The sequence below is a fragment of the Brevundimonas sp. UBA5936 genome (assembly GCA_002430835.1).
Lineage (GTDB): Bacteria > Pseudomonadota > Alphaproteobacteria > Caulobacterales > Caulobacteraceae > Brevundimonas.
The window spans coordinates 1-16,715 of the sequence record DJDA01000095.1; the positions used below are offsets into that span (position 1 = coordinate 1).

At 68.7% G+C, this 16,715-nt stretch carries 11 protein-coding genes; 9 read left to right on the forward strand and 2 right to left on the reverse strand.

Going from position 1 to position 16,715, the window contains the following annotated elements:
- The 3 genes from B2Y21_RS09010 to B2Y21_RS09020 form a co-directional block, all read left to right on the forward strand.
- Window positions 1–1,004, forward strand: a 1,004-nt coding sequence (locus tag B2Y21_RS09010; RefSeq protein WP_292059060.1) for an ATP-binding protein, incomplete at its 5' end; no start/stop codon positions are given.
- A gap of 23 nt (window positions 1,005–1,027) precedes the next feature.
- Entirely contained in the window at window positions 1,028–2,611 is a 1,584-nt protein-coding gene (locus B2Y21_RS09015) for a response regulator (protein WP_292059061.1), read from the forward strand.
- 54 nt (window positions 2,612–2,665) lie between these two features.
- Window positions 2,666–4,351 carry an AmpG family muropeptide MFS transporter gene (locus tag B2Y21_RS09020; protein ID WP_292059063.1) on the forward strand — a complete coding sequence of 562 codons (1,686 nt, stop codon included), beginning with the start codon at window positions 2,666–2,668 and terminating at the stop codon, window positions 4,349–4,351.
- A gap of 79 nt (window positions 4,352–4,430) precedes the next feature.
- Here B2Y21_RS09020 and B2Y21_RS09025 read toward each other — a convergent pair whose 3' ends face one another.
- Complete coding sequence (locus B2Y21_RS09025; protein ID WP_292059078.1) at window positions 4,431–6,710, reverse strand: NADP-dependent malic enzyme; 2,280 nt, start codon at window positions 6,708–6,710, stop codon at window positions 4,431–4,433.
- A 100-nt stretch (window positions 6,711–6,810) separates the two neighbouring features.
- A complete protein-coding gene (gene dapF / locus B2Y21_RS09030) occupies window positions 6,811–7,698 on the reverse strand; it encodes a diaminopimelate epimerase (RefSeq protein ID WP_292059065.1) in 888 nt (295 codons plus the stop codon).
- Between the two features lie 49 nt (window positions 7,699–7,747).
- On the opposite strand from dapF, the gene B2Y21_RS09035 reads away from it, so the two are divergent.
- From B2Y21_RS09035 to B2Y21_RS09060, 6 genes are all read left to right on the forward strand, one after another.
- Entirely contained in the window at window positions 7,748–8,551 is an 804-nt protein-coding gene (locus B2Y21_RS09035; RefSeq protein ID WP_292059067.1) for a potassium channel family protein, read from the forward strand.
- Window positions 8,552–8,661: 110 nt separating this feature from the next.
- Window positions 8,662–10,833 carry a prolyl oligopeptidase family serine peptidase gene (locus B2Y21_RS09040; RefSeq protein ID WP_292059069.1) on the forward strand — a complete coding sequence of 724 codons (2,172 nt, stop codon included), beginning with the start codon at window positions 8,662–8,664 and terminating at the stop codon, window positions 10,831–10,833.
- A gap of 18 nt (window positions 10,834–10,851) precedes the next feature.
- On the forward strand, window positions 10,852–13,056 hold the full coding sequence (locus B2Y21_RS09045; protein WP_292059071.1) for a prolyl oligopeptidase family serine peptidase: 2,205 nt from the start codon (window positions 10,852–10,854) through the stop codon (window positions 13,054–13,056).
- An 80-nt stretch (window positions 13,057–13,136) separates the two neighbouring features.
- Window positions 13,137–13,889, forward strand: coding sequence for a DUF1223 domain-containing protein (locus tag B2Y21_RS09050; RefSeq protein WP_292059073.1), 753 nt, complete (start codon window positions 13,137–13,139; stop codon window positions 13,887–13,889).
- Window positions 13,890–13,966: 77 nt separating this feature from the next.
- The gene (locus B2Y21_RS09055) at window positions 13,967–15,934 is read left to right on the forward strand and encodes a potassium transporter Kup (protein ID WP_292059075.1); all 1,968 of its coding nucleotides are present in this window, start codon (window positions 13,967–13,969) and stop codon (window positions 15,932–15,934) included.
- The coding region (locus B2Y21_RS09060; protein ID WP_292059077.1) for a transcription antitermination factor NusB at window positions 15,931–16,715 on the forward strand (785 nt) is incomplete at its 3' end. The genes B2Y21_RS09055 and B2Y21_RS09060, both read left to right, overlap by 4 nt.

The window sequence follows — 16,715 nt, forward strand, 5'->3', positions numbered from 1 at the left end:
TGTTCCTGTCGTGGCCAATCGACTACACCTTGCTGTTCGTCGGCCCGCCGGGTTCGGGTAAGTCGATGATGGCGGCGCGCCTGCCGGGCCTATTGCCGCCGTTGACGCCGATGGAGCGGCTGGAGACGTCGATGGTCTGGTCGGTGGCCGGACTGATCGAACGCGGAGGGCTGACGCGTGAACGGCCGTTCAGGGCGCCGCATCATTCGGCGTCGATGGCGGCCCTGACCGGCGGCGGACTGAAGGCCAAGCCGGGCGAGGCCTCCCTGGCGCACAACGGCGTGCTGTTCCTTGATGAACTGCCCGAATATTCGCCCCAGGCGCTGGACAGCCTGCGCCAGCCGCTGGAGACGGGCGAGATCGTGGTGGCGCGGGCCAACGCCCATGTGCGCTATCCGGCGCGGTTCCAACTGGTGGCGGCGATGAACCCCTGTCGCTGCGGGCTGGGCGGGCCGGGGCGCGGCGCCTGCGGCAAGGCTCCGCGCTGCCAGAAGGACTATCAGAACCGCATCTCCGGCCCGATGTTCGACCGCATCGACCTGACGGTGGAGACCCCGGCGGTGACGGCGGCCGACATGATCCTGCCCGCCCCGGCCGAGGGGACGGCCGAGGCCGCCGCCCGCGTCGCCGCCGCCATGCAGATGCAGGAGGCCCGCATGGTCGAGGCCGGGTTGACGGGAATGCAGGCGCTCAACGCCAGAGCTTCGGGCGAGGCGTTGGAGCGGTTCGCCGCCCCGGATCAGGCGGGCCGCGCCCTGTTGATGAAGGCGGGGGAGGCCGGCGGGCTGACCGCGCGCGGCTGGACGCGGACTCTGCGTCTGGCGCGCACCATCGCCGATCTGGACGGCGTCGACGGGGTGCTGCGCCGCCATGTGGCCGAGGCGCTGATGTATCGGCGCAGTACGGTCGGCGCCCATGAGGACTTCGATCGCCAGGCCAGTCGCCGCGCGCTGTTTCCCGTGCAGGAAGGCGGGGCGGGACAAACGCCGTTCGTCTGGAATTAACCCCTCGGCCCTAGCGTGGCCTTATGGGACAGACCCGTCGCAAACCGTCGCCGCAGAGCGATCTCTTTCCTGTCGCGCCCGACGTCGCGCAGGCCGCGATAGAGGCGTCCGCCGACGGCGCCTCGCCTGAGCAGCAATTCCTGCGACTGATGAGCCATGAGATGCGCACGCCCCTGAACGGGGTGATCGGCATGCTGGGACTGCTGTCGCGCACCCGTCTGGACGGCGCCCAGCGCGCCTATGCCGAGGCGGCGCAGAAATCGGCCGAGCATCTTCTGGGCCTGGTCAACGATCTGCTGGACTATGCTCGGCTGGAGGCCGAGGCGCTGGAATTCGACCCTGCGCCGGTCGAACTGGAAGGCCTGGTGCGCGGCGTGGTCGAACTGCTCAGCCCGCGCGCCCACGACAAGGGGTTGGAGATCGTCTGGTCGGTCGCCGCCGACGCCCCGGATGTCGTCGCCGATGAGGGTCGCCTGCGGCAGATCCTGTTCAACCTGGCGGGCAATGCAGTGAAGTTCACCGACCGGGGCGGGGTGCGCCTGGCGGTTGAGGCGGTCGGCGAACGCATGGATGGGGCGCCTGCGCGCCTGGCCTTCATCGTCGACGACACCGGCCCCGGCGTGCCCGAAGCGGCGCGCGGCCGCATCTTTGAGGAGTTCGGACACGCCGACATCTCGGACGCCGCCCGGTTCGACGGGGCGGGCCTCGGTTTGGCGGTGGTGCGACGGCTGGCCCGCGCCATGGGCGGCGACGCCGTGGTCGAGGATCGGCCGGATGGTCCCGGCGCTCGCTTTCGCTTTGAAGCCGAGTTTCCGGTCGTGGCCGACGCCGAGGCGCGTGCGCGACTTCTCGACGGGCTGGCGGTGGCGATCCGCACGCCGAATCCCTTCGTGCGCCGGGCGGCGACCGATCAGATAGAGGCCTCGGGCGGTCGGGTGGCGCGTCAGGCCGGCGTGACGCTGATCGACCACGCGGGTGCTGACGAGGAAGCCTTGGCGGTTCGGCCCAGCCAGGGTCAGGCCATCATCCTGCTGCGTCCCTCCGAGCGCGACCTGATCAGCCGCTATCGGGCGGCGGGTTTCTGCGGCTATCTGATCAAGCCCCTGCGTCGGGAGTCGCTGGCTGAGCGCGTGCTGGCGGCCGCTGCGCCGCGTCGGGGCCTGCCCTCGCCGCCGGTGCGGCCCGGCGACGACGACCGCGTGGCTCATGTCGCCTTCAAGGGCGTGCGGGTGCTGCTGGTCGAGGACAATCCGGTCGGCGCCCTTCTGGCCAAGACCTTGCTGCGCCGCGAGGGCTGCGTGGTCCAGACCGCCGCCGACGGTCAGGAAGCGCTGGACGCCCTGAAGGCGGCGCGGTTCGATCTGGTCTTCATGGACATGCGGATGCCGCGCCTGGACGGACCGAGCGCCGCGCGGGCGCTGCGGGCGCGCGGGGACCAGACGCCGATCATCGCCCTGACCGCCAACGCCTTCGCCGAGGATCGCGTCGCCTGTCTCGAGGCCGGGATGGACGATCATCTGGCCAAGCCGCTGGAGGCGGACGCGCTGCGCGTCGCCCTGGCCCGCTGGACGAACGCCGCCAACCGCGCCAAGGTCGCCGCTTCCTGATCTGCCAGTAGTCCGTCGTCCGTATCGCCCGGCGGCGCCCCGCCGGAGCCACGCATGACCGATTCCAAGACGCCCGCTTCCGAGGTCGCGGCGTTGCAGCCGTCTCCCAAGGGCCTGGGCGTGCTCAAGGCGGCGTTCCGCGAGCGACGCACCCTGGCTATGCTGCTGCTGGGCTTCTCGGCGGGCCTGCCCTTCGCCATGCTGTTCGGCACCTTGAACGCCTGGCTGTCCGATGCGGGGGTGTCGGTGGCGACCATCGGCGTCCTGTCGTGGGTCGGGCTGTTCGGCGCCTTCAAGTTCCTGTGGTCGCCCGCGGTCGGACTGACACCGCCGGTGATTGGCCGGATGGGCCGGCGTCGGTCGTGGCTGATCCTGTGCCAGATCGTGCTGGCGGGCGCGCTTTTGACCATCTCCCTGTCGCATCCGGGGACGGGGGCCATCGTGGTGCTGGCGGGCGCCGCGGCCCTGGGCGCCTTCGCTTCGGCGACCCAGGACATCGTCATCGACACCTGGCGGATCGAGGTGGCGGACGAGCGGACGCCGGTCGACCTGCTGTCGACCGTCTATCAGCTGGGCTTCCGCACGGCGGCCCTGGTCGGCGGGGCGGGCGCCCTGGTGCTGGCGGATCAGCTGGGCTGGTCGGCGACCTTCGTCATCGGCGCCGGGCTGATGGGACTGGGCGTTCTGGGCACGCTGATCGCGCCCGAGCCCAAGGCCGCGCCGCGCGCCGCCATCGCGCGCGAGCGCATCGGCTCGCCGCGCCTGCGCATGACCGCCCTGGTCGTCACCCTGGCCGCCTGGGCCTGGGCCGCCTTCATGCTGGTGCGCTTCATGGTCACGGCGCTGACGGTCAAGCCTGCGCCCAGCGCCGGAGAATTCACCGCCGTCTGGGGGCCGTGGATTGTGGGCATGGCGGTGATCCTGCCGGCCGTCCTGGCCGGGATCATCGTCTGGCGCGGGGGCAAGTCTGCCCCATCATCGTCGCCGTCGAGCGCCAAGGGCTCGAGCTTTGCGGACACTCTCTACGACGCCATCCTGGCCCCCCTGGTCGAGCTGATGGGCCGTCTGGGCTGGGGCGCCGTCATCGTGCTCGGCCTGATCCTGACCTATCGCATCACCGACGGCGTCTGGGGGCCGTTCGCCTTCCCCTTCTACATGGGGGACACGGGCGGGGCGCTGGGCCACACCAAGACCGAGATCGCCCTGGCGTCCAAGACCTTCGGCGTGGTCATGACCATCGTCGGCATCGCCCTGGGCGGCTGGGCGTTGCTGGTCATCGGGCGGATGGCCAGTCTGCTGTTGGGCGCGGCCCTGTCGGCGGCGACCAATCTGCTGATGATGGATCTGGCCATGGGCGCGCCGGTGATCGGCGGCTTCATGAGCGCGACCGGCCTCTACAAGCTGTTCGGCGCTTTCGGCGTGGGCGAGCCCCTGGCGCGGCTGATGATGGCCATTGCGGGCGAGAACATCGCCGGCGGCTTCGCGGGTGCGGCTTTCGTGGCCTATCTGTCGGCCCTGTCGAACAAGATGTTCGGGGCGGTGCAGTTCGCCGTCTTCACCTCGCTGGCCCTGCTGATCGGCACCCTGGGGCGCGGCGCCCTGGGCGAGCTGATCGAGCGTCAGGGCTATGCCGCCATGTTCGTCATCGCCGCCTGGTTGGGCGTGGTGGCGGTGGTGTTCTGTGCGATGGAGTGGGGGCGTCTGACGATGGAGCGCCGTCGCCTCAACCTCGATTCCTAGAGGCTGAAACGCCCTGAGTTGGAACGCAAAGAGGCGGCCCGAAGGCCGCCTCTCAACGTCGCCGCGACAGAGCGGACGATCAGTCCTCGATCTCCACCCCTTCGGCGTAGGCGGCGAAGGTGGCGGCGGTGATGATCTCGCCGACCGAGGCGCCCAGAGGCACGATCTGCACCGACTTCTCGAGGCCGACCAGCAGGGGGCCGATCACCGTGGCGCCGCCCAGCGACTGGACCAGGCGGGTCGAAATGGCCGCTGAATGGATGGCCGGCATGACCAGGACGTTGGCGTCGCCAGTCAGGCGCATGAAGGGATAGTTGGCGCGCGCCTCGGGGTTGAGCGCCAGCTCCGGCGGCATCTCGCCTTCGTATTCGAAGTCGACGTCCATGGCGTCCAGGATGCGGATGGCTTCGCGCACCTTCTCGCCGCGATCGCCCGGCGGGTCGCCGAAGGTCGAGTAGCTGAGGAAGGCCACGCGCGGCTTGCGGCCCAGCTTCTTGACCGTGGCGGCGGCCTTGACCGCGATCTCGGCCAATTCGGCGGCGTTGGGCAGTTCATGGATTGAGGTGTCGGCCACGAACAGGGTGCGGCCCTTGGCCAGCAGGATCGACAGGCCGATCATGCGGTCCGTGACGTCGAGGACGCGACGGACCTCCTTTAGGGCCATGTTGAAGTTGCGGGTCACGCCGGTGACCATGCAGTCCGCCTCGCCGCGCGCGACCATGGCGGCGGCGAAGTAGTTGCGGTCCTGGTTGATCATGCGCTGCACGTCGCGGCGCAGATAGCCGCGGCGCTGCAGGCGGGCGTACAGCCACTCGACGTATTCGGCGTTCCGCTCGGACACGCGGGCGTTCATGATCTGAATGCCCAGGTCGTCGAAGTGGAGGCCGGCCTCGGCGGCGTTCTGGCGGATCAGCTCCTCGCGGCCGACCAGGATCGGCACGCCGAGATCAGCCTGCTTGAAGGCCCAGGCGGCGCGAATGACCGACTGCTCCTCGCCCTCGGCGAAGACGACGCGCTGCTTCGGACCCGAGCGCACGCTGGCCTGGATCTTCTGCATCAGGGCGGCGGACGGATCGACCCGCTGGCGCAGGGCGATGCGATAGGCGTCCATGTCGGCGATGGGCTTGCGCGCCACGCCGGTCTCCATCGCCGTCTGGGCGATGAAGGGCGGGATGTACCAGATCAGGCGCGGGTCGAACGGGGTCGGGATGATGTATTCCGGGCCGAACTTCAGCTTGCGGCCGCGATAGGCGGCGGCGACTTCGTCCGGCACGTCCTCGCGAGCCAGGGCCGCCAGGGCCTGGGCGCAGGCGATCTTCATCTCGTGGTTGATCTGGCGCGCGCGCACGTCCAGGGCGCCGCGGAACAGATAGGGGAAGGCCAGGACGTTGTTGACCTGGTTCACATAGTCCGAACGGCCGGTGGCGATGATGGCGTCGGAACGCACCGACTTGACGTCTTCCGGGGTGATTTCCGGATCGGGGTTGGCCATGGCGAAGATGATCGGATTGGGCGCCATGGAGGCGACCATTTCCTTGGAGATCGCGCCCTTGGCGGACAGGCCCAGCACCACGTCGGCGCCGACCATGGCCTCGGCCAGGGTGCGCAGCGGCGTGTCGGTGGCGTGCGCCGCTTGCCATTGCGAGACGTTGTCGCGGCCCTTGTAGATGACGCCCTGGCGATCGCAGATGACGGTGTTCTCGGCCTTGACGCCGGCGGCCTTCATCAGGGCGATGGACGACAGGCCCGCGGCCCCGGCGCCCGACAGGACGACCTTGAGGTCTTCCAGCTTCTTGCCGACGATATGGGCCGCGTTGATCAGGCCTGCGGTCGAGATGATGGCCGTGCCGTGCTGGTCGTCGTGGAAGACGGGGATATCCAGCAGATCCTGCAACTGGGCCTCGATCTCGAAGCACTCGGGGGACTTGATGTCCTCCAGGTTGATGCCGCCCCAGGTGTCGCCGATGTTCTTGACCACGGTGACGAATTCGTCCGGATCGGTGGTCTTCACCTCCACGTCAAAGCTGTCGACGTCGGCGAAGCGCTTGAACAGGACCGACTTGCCTTCCATCACCGGTTTGGAGGCCATGTGACCGAGGTTGCCGAGGCCCAGAATGGCGGTGCCGTTCGAGATGACGGCGACCATGTTCCCCTTGGCGGTGTAGTCGTAGGCCTTGTCCGCATCGGCGGCGATGGCCAGGACCGGCACGGCCACGCCCGGCGAATAGGCCAGCGACAGGTCGCGCTGGGTCGCCATCGGCTTGGTCGGGGCCATTGAGATCTTGCCCGGCGTCGGCGCGCTGTGGAACTCCAGAGCGTCGTCGTCGGAGAAGGTCTGTTTATCGGTCAATTCGGGCATTTCGATCTCGGGAAGGGGCAGGCGCATTTCGTTCCTAGATCGTGGGATCGGCGGGGACAACCGCTGACGCCGGGTCAAGGCCGATTGCGTGGTTTCTCCGTCACCCGGCAGGCAGGAGTCCTGTTCCTTCGATCTCGACCGGGCCGGTCATGAAAACGTGGCCGGACGCCTCGTCCCAGGCGATGATCAGTTCGCCCCCGTTGACCGTCACGGCGGCCTTTCGGTCGGTCAGACCGCGTCGCGCCGAGGCGACCAGGGCGGCGCAGGCGCCCGTGCCGCAGGCCAGGGTCAGGCCCGCGCCCCGCTCCCACACCCGCAACCGAATGTGATCGCGGGCCAGCACGTCGGCGAAGCCGACATTGACCCCTTCGGGGAACAGGGGGTGGTGCTCGATCAGGGAGCCGGAGCCGCGCACGAAGGCGTCGTCCTGTCGGTCGGTGAAGAAGACGACGTGGGGATTGCCCATCGAGACGGCGCCCGGCGTGTGCAGCACGGGGGCGTCGATCGGCCCGACCTGCAGCTCGATGCCGCGCGTGTCCATTTCTTCCGACAGCGGCACCTGGGCCCAGTCGAGGCGCGGCGCGCCCATGTCCACGGTCACTTGATGGGTCGCGGTCGTCGATCCTTTGGGATCTCCGGCCCCGACGCGGTCTGAAGCCCGGCGAGCGGTGGTGGGCCCGCCCAGGGTGTCGATGACCACCTCTTCCTTGTCCGTCGCCTCCAGCAGCAGCCAGCCGACGCAGCGCAGGGCGTTGCCGCAGGTCTCGACCATGGAGCCGTCGGCGTTCCAGACGCGCATGAAGGCGTCGGCCGTCTCGGACGGTTCGACGCCGATTAACTGGTCGAAGCCGCCCAGACCCGCCGCCGGATCGGCCAGGGCGCGCACCTGATCCTCGGTGGGGTGGAACGGCGCTTCAAAGGCTTGGACGACGATGAAGGCGTTTCCGGCGCCGTTCATGCGGATGTAGGGGCGGGCGGACTGGCTCATGATCGTCTTCATATAGGATTTTTCGCCGGTTCATGTATCGGTGGCGGCGATGACGTCTGACCAGAGCCAAACCGCCAAATCCGACGGGCTGCGGCTGAGGGCGCGTTTGCGCTACCTCTATCACGGCTCACAGCCGGCGGCGGTGAAGTTCCGCCTGATGGTCATCGTCATCGATCTGATCATCATCGGCTTCTTCCTGGCCACGCCGATCCTGAAGGAGGCGGGCTGGGCCTTCTATGTGCTGGACTATCTGATCGCCGCCGTCCTGGGGCTGGATCTGGCGGCGCGGGCCTACGCCTATTCCGACATCCGGTCGTGGTTGAAGCGGCCGATCGTCTGGGTCGACCTGTTCGTCCTGGCGACCCTGTTGTTCCCGGCCTGGCTGGCCAATCTGGGCTTCCTGCGGCTGTTGCGGTTCTGGAGCCTGCTGAACAGCGAGCTGTTCTGGCGCACCATCGGTCGCCGCTTCGACGACACGCGGGTCGAGGAGGTCACGCGCGCCCTGACCGCCCTGGTCACCTTCGTCTTCGTGACCACCGGCTTTGTCTACGCCTATTTCCGGGGCAAGGCCGAGCACATCAACGGCTATCTGGACGCCTTGTATTTCACCGTCGCCACCCTGACGACGACGGGCTTCGGCGACATCACCTTGCCCGGCAATTGGGGGCGGGTCATCTCCATCGTTGTCATGCTGGTGGGCATCACCCTGTTCATCCGCCTGGCCCAGACCCTGATCCGGCCGCACAAGGTGAAGTTCCCCTGCCCGACATGCGGGCTTCAGAAGCATGATCCCGACGCCGTCCACTGCAAGGCCTGCGGCCAGATCCTGTGCATCCCCGACGACGGCGACTGAAGCGCGTCCTGCGGCAAAAGATTACAAGCCTGTAAGATTACAGACGCTTGCCCCCCGCCTTCGCCCTCGCCAAGGTGCCGCGCGAAACATTCGTCCGTTGGGGGACACTCATGACCATCCGCTCGCTGGCGTCCGTCGCCGCCCTTCTTCTCGTCGCCGGAGCCGCACCCGTCGCCATGGCCCAAGCTACTGTTTCCGCAAGCGCCGCCTCGACGGCTCCGGGCTTCGCCGCCAGCGATGCGACCGACCCCTACATCTGGTTGGAAGAGGTCGAGGGCGACCGGGCCATGGAGTGGGTCAAGGCGCACAACGAGACCTCTCTGGGCGTTCTGCAGGGCGACCCGCGCTACGAGGGCCTGCACCAGCAGGCGCTGGACCTGGTGCAGTCGCGCGACCGCATCCCCTCGCCCGGCTTCACCCACGACGGCCATGTCGACAACTTCTGGCAGGACGCCGAGCATGTGCGCGGCATCTGGCGCCGCACGACGCTGGACTCCTACCGCACCGACGCGCCGCGGTGGGAGACCATCCTGGACATCGACGCCCTGTCGGCGGCCGAGGGCGCCAACTGGGTCTACAAGGGCGCGACCTGCCTGCCGCCCGAGGAACGCTATTGCCTGATCTCCCTGTCGGATGGCGGCAAGGACGCGGTGACGATCCGCGAGTTCGACAGCGTGACGAAAACCTTCGTCGAGGGCGGCGTGAACCTGCCCGAATCCAAGGGCGACGCCAGCTGGATCGACAAGGATACGCTGCTGATCTCGCGCGACTTCGGCGAGGGTTCGCTGACGGACTCGGGCTATCCGCGTACGGTGCGACTGATGAAGCGCGGCCAGAGCGTCGATCAGGCGGTCGAGGTCTTCGCCGGCCAGCAGACCGACGTCTCGGTTTCGGGCTACACCCTGCGCGACGCGGACGGCGTGGTTCAGGCGGTGCTGTTGAACCGGGGGATCAACTTCTATGAGAGCGAGACCTGGCGTCTGAACGCGGACGGCACGACGACCAAGCTGGAGCTGCCGCTCAAGGGCAATATCAACGCCCTGGTCGCCGGCCAGCTGGTGGTGACGACGGACCAGGACTGGACCGCGCCGTCGGGCCAAGATTTCAAGACCGGCGATGTCATCGCCTGGAACCTGCAGGCCTGGCTGGCCGATCCCAAGACCCCGGCGCAACTGGTGATCCGTCCTGGCGAGCGCGAAGCGATCGAGGGGATCAACGCCACCCGCAACAAGCTGGTCGTCGCCCTGTACGAGAACGTGCGCGGCTCGGTCTATGTCTATGACCCGGCCGACTGGAGCCGCACGCGCCTGGACCTGCCGCAGAACGTCTCGGTCGGCGTCGGCTCGGCCTCGGAGCGCGACGACAAGATCTTCGTCAGCGTCACCGGCTATCTGAACCCGTCCAGCCTCTACCTGGCCGATGCGGCGACCGGCGCGGTCGCCTTGACCAAGGCTCTGCCGGACAAGTTCGACGCCAGCGGCATGCGCGTCGATCAGTTCGAGGCGCGCAGCGCCGACGGGACGATGATCCCCTATTTCGTCGTCCACAAGGACGCCATGGCGATGGACGGATCGAACCCGACGCTGCTGTACGGCTACGGCGGCTTCCAGTCGTCGTTGCTGCCCGGCTATTCGCCGACGGTCGGCAAGCTGTGGCTGGAGCGGGGCGGCGTCTATGTCATCGCCAACACCCGCGGCGGCGGCGAGTTCGGACCCAAGTGGCACCAGGCGGCCCAGCAGGAAAACCGCCAGCGCGCGCACGAGGACTTCCAGGCCGTGGCCCAGGATCTGATCACGCGCGGCATCACCTCGCAGCCGCACCTGGGGATCATGGGCGGCTCGCAGGGCGGACTGTTCATGGGCGCCATGCTGACCCAGCGCCCGGACCTGATCAATGCGGCGGTCATCCAGGTGCCCCTGTTCGACATGCTGCGCTTCCACAAGCTGCTGGCCGGCGCCTCGTGGATCGGCGAATACGGCAACCCGGACATCCCGGAACAGCGCGCCTGGATCGAGGAGTACTCGCCCTATCAGAAGCTGTCGGCGGGCCAGCCCTATCCGGAAGTCTTCATCCACACCTCGACCAAGGACGACCGCGTCCACCCCGGCCACGCCCGCAAGGCGGCGGCGCGGATGGAGGAGCTGGGCTATCCGGTGCTCTTCTATGAAAACGTCGACGGCGGTCACGCGGCCGGCGCCAACCTGCGCGAGACGGCCCGCCGCATAGCCCTGGAATACACCTATCTGACCCGTCGGCTGATGGATCAGCCGGCCCAGCCGTAACCGACGGAGCCCGAGATCATGATGAAGTCCCTGTTCCTGTCCGTCGCCCTGCCCGCCCTGATGTTGGCCGCCGCGCCGGCCCTGGCTGAGGGAGCGGCGGCCGATCCGGTCGCCGCGTCCGCGACCAATCCGCCGCCGCACTTCCCGCGCGACCTGTCGCCCGCGGGGGTCAAGGCCGCCGACGATCATCTGGCGCTGGAAGAGGTGGACGGCGCCGCGGCCCGCGCCTTCGTCGCCGCCTCGAACGAAAAGGCCCTGGCCGCCCTGACCGGCGACCGCCGCTATGAGCCGTTCCGTCAGCAGGCCGAGGCCATCCTGACCGCGACCGACCGCATCCCCGGCGTCAGCTTCCTGGGCGAAGGCCTGGGGAACTTCTGGCAGGACGCGGCCAATCCCAAGGGCGTCTGGCGCCGCACGACGCTGGCCAGCTATCGCACCACCCAGCCGCAGTGGGAGACGCTGCTGGACATCGACGCCCTGGCCAAGGCCGAGGGCAAGGACTGGGTGTTCAAGGGCGCCAACTGCCTGGCGCCGGACGAGACCCGCTGCCTGATCAACCTGTCGGACGGCGGCAAGGACGCCGTGACGGTGCGTGAGTTCGACCTGACGACCAAGCGGTTCGTGGACGGCGGTTTCGTCATCCCCGAGGGCAAGCACCGCATTTCCTGGCTGGACCGCGACACCCTGCTGATCGCCACCGACTTCGGTCCCGGCAGCCTGACGGAGTCGGGCTATCCCTTCATCGTCAAATCCCTGACGCGCGGCCACCCGCTGGCGCACGCGACCGAGGTCTATCGCGGCGAGCAGGGCGACGGCGGCTACGGCGTCTCGCCCATGGTGTTCCGCGACAAGGCGGGCGCGGTCGAGGCCGTGCTGTTCAGCCGCCCGCTGGACACCTTCCGTTCGGAAATCTGGGCTTTGGGCTCCGACGGCAAGCCCTACAGGCTCAACCTGCCCGAGCGCGTGGGCGTTCAGGGCGTGCTGGGCGGCAAGCTGATCTTCTCGCCCGAACAGGCGTGGAGCTTCGACGGTCAGGATTATGCCGCCGGGTCTCTGGTCGCCATGCCGATGGGCGTACTGGGCGACGTGCGCCAGAGCATCCGCATCGACGCGAAGACGGCGACCATCTTCGCCCCGGGCGCGCGTCAGTCCCTGCAGGACGTCAGGGTGTTCGAGGACAGCATCGTCGCCGTCATCGCCGACAATGTCGTCGGCACGCTCAAACGCTTCACGCCGGGCGTCGGGGGCTGGACCGCGACCGACATCCCCGTTCCCGCCAACAGCGCCGTGGGTCTGGGCGACAGCTCCAAGGCCAAGGGCCGGGTCTTCGTCTCGACGCAAGGCTTCCTGACGCCGCCGACCCTCAGCCTGGCCGAGGTCGCCACCGGCGCCCTGAGCGAACTGAAATCGGCGCCCGCCAAGTTCGACGCCTCGACCCATGTGGTCGAGCAGTTCGAGGCCGTCTCGACCGACGGGACGAAGATTCCTTACTTCGTCACCCGGCCCAAGAACCTGGCGATGGATGGGACCGGCCCGACCATCCTGTTCGGTTACGGCGGCTTCCAGGCCAGCTTCCCGCCCGCGTACAAGCCCGAGATGGGCAAGCTGTGGCTCGAGAACGGCGGCGTCTTCGTCCAGGCCAACATCCGCGGCGGCGGCGAGTTCGGCCCCGGTTGGCACCAGGCGGCCCTGCGCGAGAACCGTCAGCGCGCCTTCGACGACTTCGCCGCCGTGGCCCGCGATCTGGAGCAGCGCCGCATCACCAGCCCGCGCCACCTGGGCATCTACGGCCGCTCGAACGGCGGGGTGCTGACCTCGGTGTCCATCACCCAGCATCCGGAGCTGTTCAACGCGGCGGTGATCGAAAGCCCGCTGATCGACATGCTGCGCTATCAGGAGCTGCCGGCGGGCGCCTCGTGGATGGGCGAATACGGCGATCCGCGCATTCCGGGCGACGCTGAATTCATCGCCCGCTACTCGGCCTATCAGCAGCTGCGGCCCGAAGTGAAATACCCGCGCGTCTACATCACCACCAACACGCGCGACGATCGGGTGCACCCCGGTCACGCCCGCAAGTTCGCGGCGCGCCTGGGCGATCAGGGCCACGACCACCTCTATTTCGAGGACACGGCGGGCGGCCACTCCAACGACGCCGACCCGGTCGCCAACGCTCGCCGCTGGGCGCGCCACTACGTCTATCTCAGCCAGCAACTGATGGACTGATTGTAACGCTCGTCGCGCCCGACGCGCCGCTCACGCATTTATGAGCGGCGTTATCGGGCCGAAGGGATAGGATCGCCGCCATGATGGCACGGGGCCTGTTCAGGTACGGGATGACGGCGGTGGTCGCGGGCGCAGGCCTGCTGGCCGTCGCCGCCGCGCCGTCGCGCGAGCGGGACGCCCCGGTCCAGCCGGTGGTGGTCGAGCTGTTCACCGCCCAGGGCTGCGCAGGCTGTCCCGACGCCAACCGTACGGTCGAGACGGTGGCCGAGGATCCGGGCGTGATCGTCCTGACCTACGGCGTCGATTACTGGGACTATCTGGGCTGGTCCGACACCTTCGCCCGGCCCGAGTTCGCCGAGCGCCAGCGCGCCTATCGCCAGGCCCTGAAGCTGCGGAACGTCTCGACGCCGCAGGTGGTGATCGACGGGCGCCGTCATGTCTCGGGCGCCCGCTCGCCGGAGCTGAAGGCCGCCGTCGAGGCCGAGGCGCAGGGCCGGGGCTGGCCGCCCGAGATCGAGTTCCGCGAGACCGGCGATCGCGTCGGCGTCGGTTCAGGGCGTCCTCCGGAAGGCGGAGCCGAGGTCGTCGCCGTCGTCTATCGACCGGGGCAGCAGACGGTCGAGGTCAAGGGCGGCGACAACCGCGGCCGGGCTGTGACCCACGTCAATGTGGTGCGCGAGGTGCGCCGCCTGGGCGACTGGAACGGGCGGCCGGTGCTGTTCCCCCTGCCCCAGGACGCGGGGAGCGACGAAGGGGTGGTGGTGCTGCTTCAGGCCAAGGACGATCGCCGCATCCTGTCGTCCGCCGCGCGCCCGGAACCGGGGCGCGATTGAACCGCTGACGGAAAAGGTCTAAAGGCCCGCCGCTCTTGATGGGCGCGCGCCTCCTCGCGCGACCCGGAGAACATTGCATGGTCGGGGATACGCCCCGCGGCGACGCCGCGCCAACCGCCAACGCCTCCTCTCCCGCCAACGCCCAGACTCCGCCTTCCGGCGGGGCGGACGGTCATGGCGGAGGCAAGGCCAGCCACCGCGCCCTGATCCTGGGCGCCATCGGCGTGGTCTTCGGCGATATCGGCACCAGCCCGATCTACGCCCTGCGCGAGGCGACGGCGCACGCCCAGAAGGGCGTCGGCGGCGACCTGGCGATCATCGGCGTGGTGTCCCTGGCCTTTTGGGCGCTGATGGTCGTCGTGACGTTCAAATACGTCATGTTCCTGATGCGGGCGGACAACAAGGGCGAGGGCGGCACCCTGTCGCTGATGGCCCTGGCCCAGCACGCGATCGGCCGACGCAGCGCCTGGCTGTTCGTCCTGGGCGTCTGCGGCGCGGCCCTGTTCTACTCCGACGGCGTCATCACCCCCGCCATCTCGGTCCTGTCGGCGGTCGAAGGCCTGCAGGAGGCGCCGGGCCTGAACGGGCGGCTGGATCCCTTCATCCTGCCGCTGGCGGCGGGCATTCTGATCGCGCTCTTCCTGGTCCAGTCGCGCGGCACGGCGGGCCTGGCCAAGTTCTTCGGCCCCATCACCCTGATCTGGTTCCTGTCGCTGGGCCTGCTGGGCGTGGTCCATATCTTCGACGACCTGTCGATCCTGAAGGCCCTGTCGCCCTACTATGGGATCAAGCTGCTGATCGCCGACGGCTTCCTGGGCTTCGTCATCCTGGGCAGCGTCTTCCTGGCCGTCACCGGGGCCGAGGCGCTGTATGCGGACATGGGCCATTTCGGCAAGGCGCCGATCCGCCAGAGCTGGCTGTTCATCGTCCTGCCGTGTCTGACGCTCTGTTACCTGGGCCAGGGCGCCTTCCTGCTGTCGCACCCCGGCGCGGCGCATAATCCGTTCTGGAACATGGTGCCGCAGCTGGCCTATTGGCCCATGCTGATCCTGGCCACGGCGGCGACGGTGATCGCCAGCCAGGCGATGATCACGGGCGCCTTCTCGGTCACGCAACAGGCGGTCCAGCTGGGCCTGTTGCCGCGTATCGACATCCGCAACACTTCCGAGACCCAGGCCGGCCAGATCTATGTGCCCGCGATCAACAGCCTGCTGCTGGTCGGGGTGCTGTTCGTGCTGGTCAGCTTCCAGTCGTCGCACAACCTGACGGCCGCCTATGGCGTGGCGGTGACGGGGACCATGATGGTCAACACCCTGATGGCCTTCACCGTCGTGCGTCACAAGTGGAAGTGGTCGTGGTGGGCCATCCTGCTGACGCTGGTGCCGTTCGGCTTCATCGACGCGGTCTTCCTGACCTCCAACCTGCTGAAGATCCCGGCGGGCGCATGGATGCCGCTGGTGCTGGGCGGGGGCTTGGTCATGCTGATGTGGACCTGGGTGCGCGGTTCCCAGATCCTGGCCGACAAAACGCGCAAGGACAGCCTGCCGCTGAACGATCTGATCGAGATGCTGCGCGCCCGTCCGCCGCACCGGGCGCCGGGTACGGCCATCTTCCTGACCTCGGACCCGGACGTGGCGCCGGTGGCCCTGATGCACAATCTCAAGCACAACAAGGTGCTGCACGAGAAGAACATCATCCTGACGGTTCACACCTCGGACCGGCCGCGCGTGCCGGACCTGCAAAGGGTGGCGGTCGAGCCGATCAGCGATGATTTCAAGCGACTGACCCTGACCTTCGGCTATATGGAGACGCCGAACGTGCCGCGCGCCCTGGGCCTGTGTCGCAAACAAGGGCTGAAGTTCGACATCATGTCGACCAGCTTCTTCCTCGGCCGACGCTCGGTCGTTCCATCCGCCCGCCAGGGCATGCCTCTGTGGCAGGACAAGCTGTTTATCTTCCTGATGCGTAACGCCGCCAATCCGACCGACTTCTTCCGCATTCCGCCCGGCCGCGTGGTCGAGCTCGGCACCCAGGTGTCGGTGTGAGCGGGGGAACGCCCAAGGGCAGAAGCTCCGCCGCGCGCGGCCGCCGCATCGCTGAAAAGGCGCGCGGGCCGCGTCGTGAATCGACCCGGCAACCCGTCGCGGACGATCCGCACGCGGACATCGGCGTCGAGGCGCGGCTGGTCGCAGGCATCCTGCTGAACGCGGCGCTGGAAAAGCGCACGGGTCTGGACGAGGCCCTGTCGCAATCGCCCGCGCGCGACCTGCCGCCCCAGGACCGGGCCTTCGCCCGCGCCGTGGCCATGGCGGCCCTGCGCCGTCTGGGCGAGATCGATCAGATCCTGGAGCGCCGTCTGCAGAAGGCGCCGCCGCTGGCGGTGCTGACGATCCTGCGCGTCGCCCTGGCCCAGACCCTGGTGCTGGACACCCCGGCGTTTGCGGCGGTGTCGACGGCGGTCAAGCTGGCCGAGCGGGACGCCAAGACGCGGCCGTACAAGAATCTGGTCAACGCCGTGCTGCGCGGCGTCGGTCGCGACGGCCCCGGCTTGACCACGGCCGAATCCAACCTGCCCGACTGGCTGGCCCAGCGCTGGAAAGCCACCTATGGCGAGGCGGCCCTGATCGGCCTGGCCCTGGCCACGCGCGAAGAGCCGGCGACAGACCTGACCGCCAAGCCGGGCGTCGATCCGGCCGAACTGGCGGCGTCGGTCGAGGGCGAGGCCCTGCCCGGCGGCACGGTCCGCACGGGCAAGCGCGGCGACGTCGCCGCCTGGCCCGGCTTCGAGGCCGGCGACTGGTGGGTGCAAGACGCCGCCGCCGCCGG

What these genes read in the sequence shown, in the direction of transcription:
- B2Y21_RS09025 (WP_292059078.1), bottom strand. Translation starts at nt 6,710, where the DNA reads ATGCCCGAATTGACCGATAAACAGACCTTCTCCGACGACGACGCTCTG.
- B2Y21_RS09050 (WP_292059073.1), top strand. Translation starts at nt 13,137, where the DNA reads ATGATGGCACGGGGCCTGTTCAGGTACGGGATGACGGCGGTGGTCGCG.
- B2Y21_RS09055 (WP_292059075.1), top strand. Translation starts at nt 13,967, where the DNA reads ATGGTCGGGGATACGCCCCGCGGCGACGCCGCGCCAACCGCCAACGCC.
- B2Y21_RS09015 (WP_292059061.1), top strand. Translation starts at nt 1,028, where the DNA reads ATGGGACAGACCCGTCGCAAACCGTCGCCGCAGAGCGATCTCTTTCCT.
- B2Y21_RS09045 (WP_292059071.1), top strand. Translation starts at nt 10,852, where the DNA reads ATGATGAAGTCCCTGTTCCTGTCCGTCGCCCTGCCCGCCCTGATGTTG.
- B2Y21_RS09035 (WP_292059067.1), top strand. Translation starts at nt 7,748, where the DNA reads ATGACGTCTGACCAGAGCCAAACCGCCAAATCCGACGGGCTGCGGCTG.
- dapF (WP_292059065.1), bottom strand. Translation starts at nt 7,698, where the DNA reads ATGAGCCAGTCCGCCCGCCCCTACATCCGCATGAACGGCGCCGGAAAC.
- B2Y21_RS09020 (WP_292059063.1), top strand. Translation starts at nt 2,666, where the DNA reads ATGACCGATTCCAAGACGCCCGCTTCCGAGGTCGCGGCGTTGCAGCCG.
- B2Y21_RS09040 (WP_292059069.1), top strand. Translation starts at nt 8,662, where the DNA reads ATGACCATCCGCTCGCTGGCGTCCGTCGCCGCCCTTCTTCTCGTCGCC.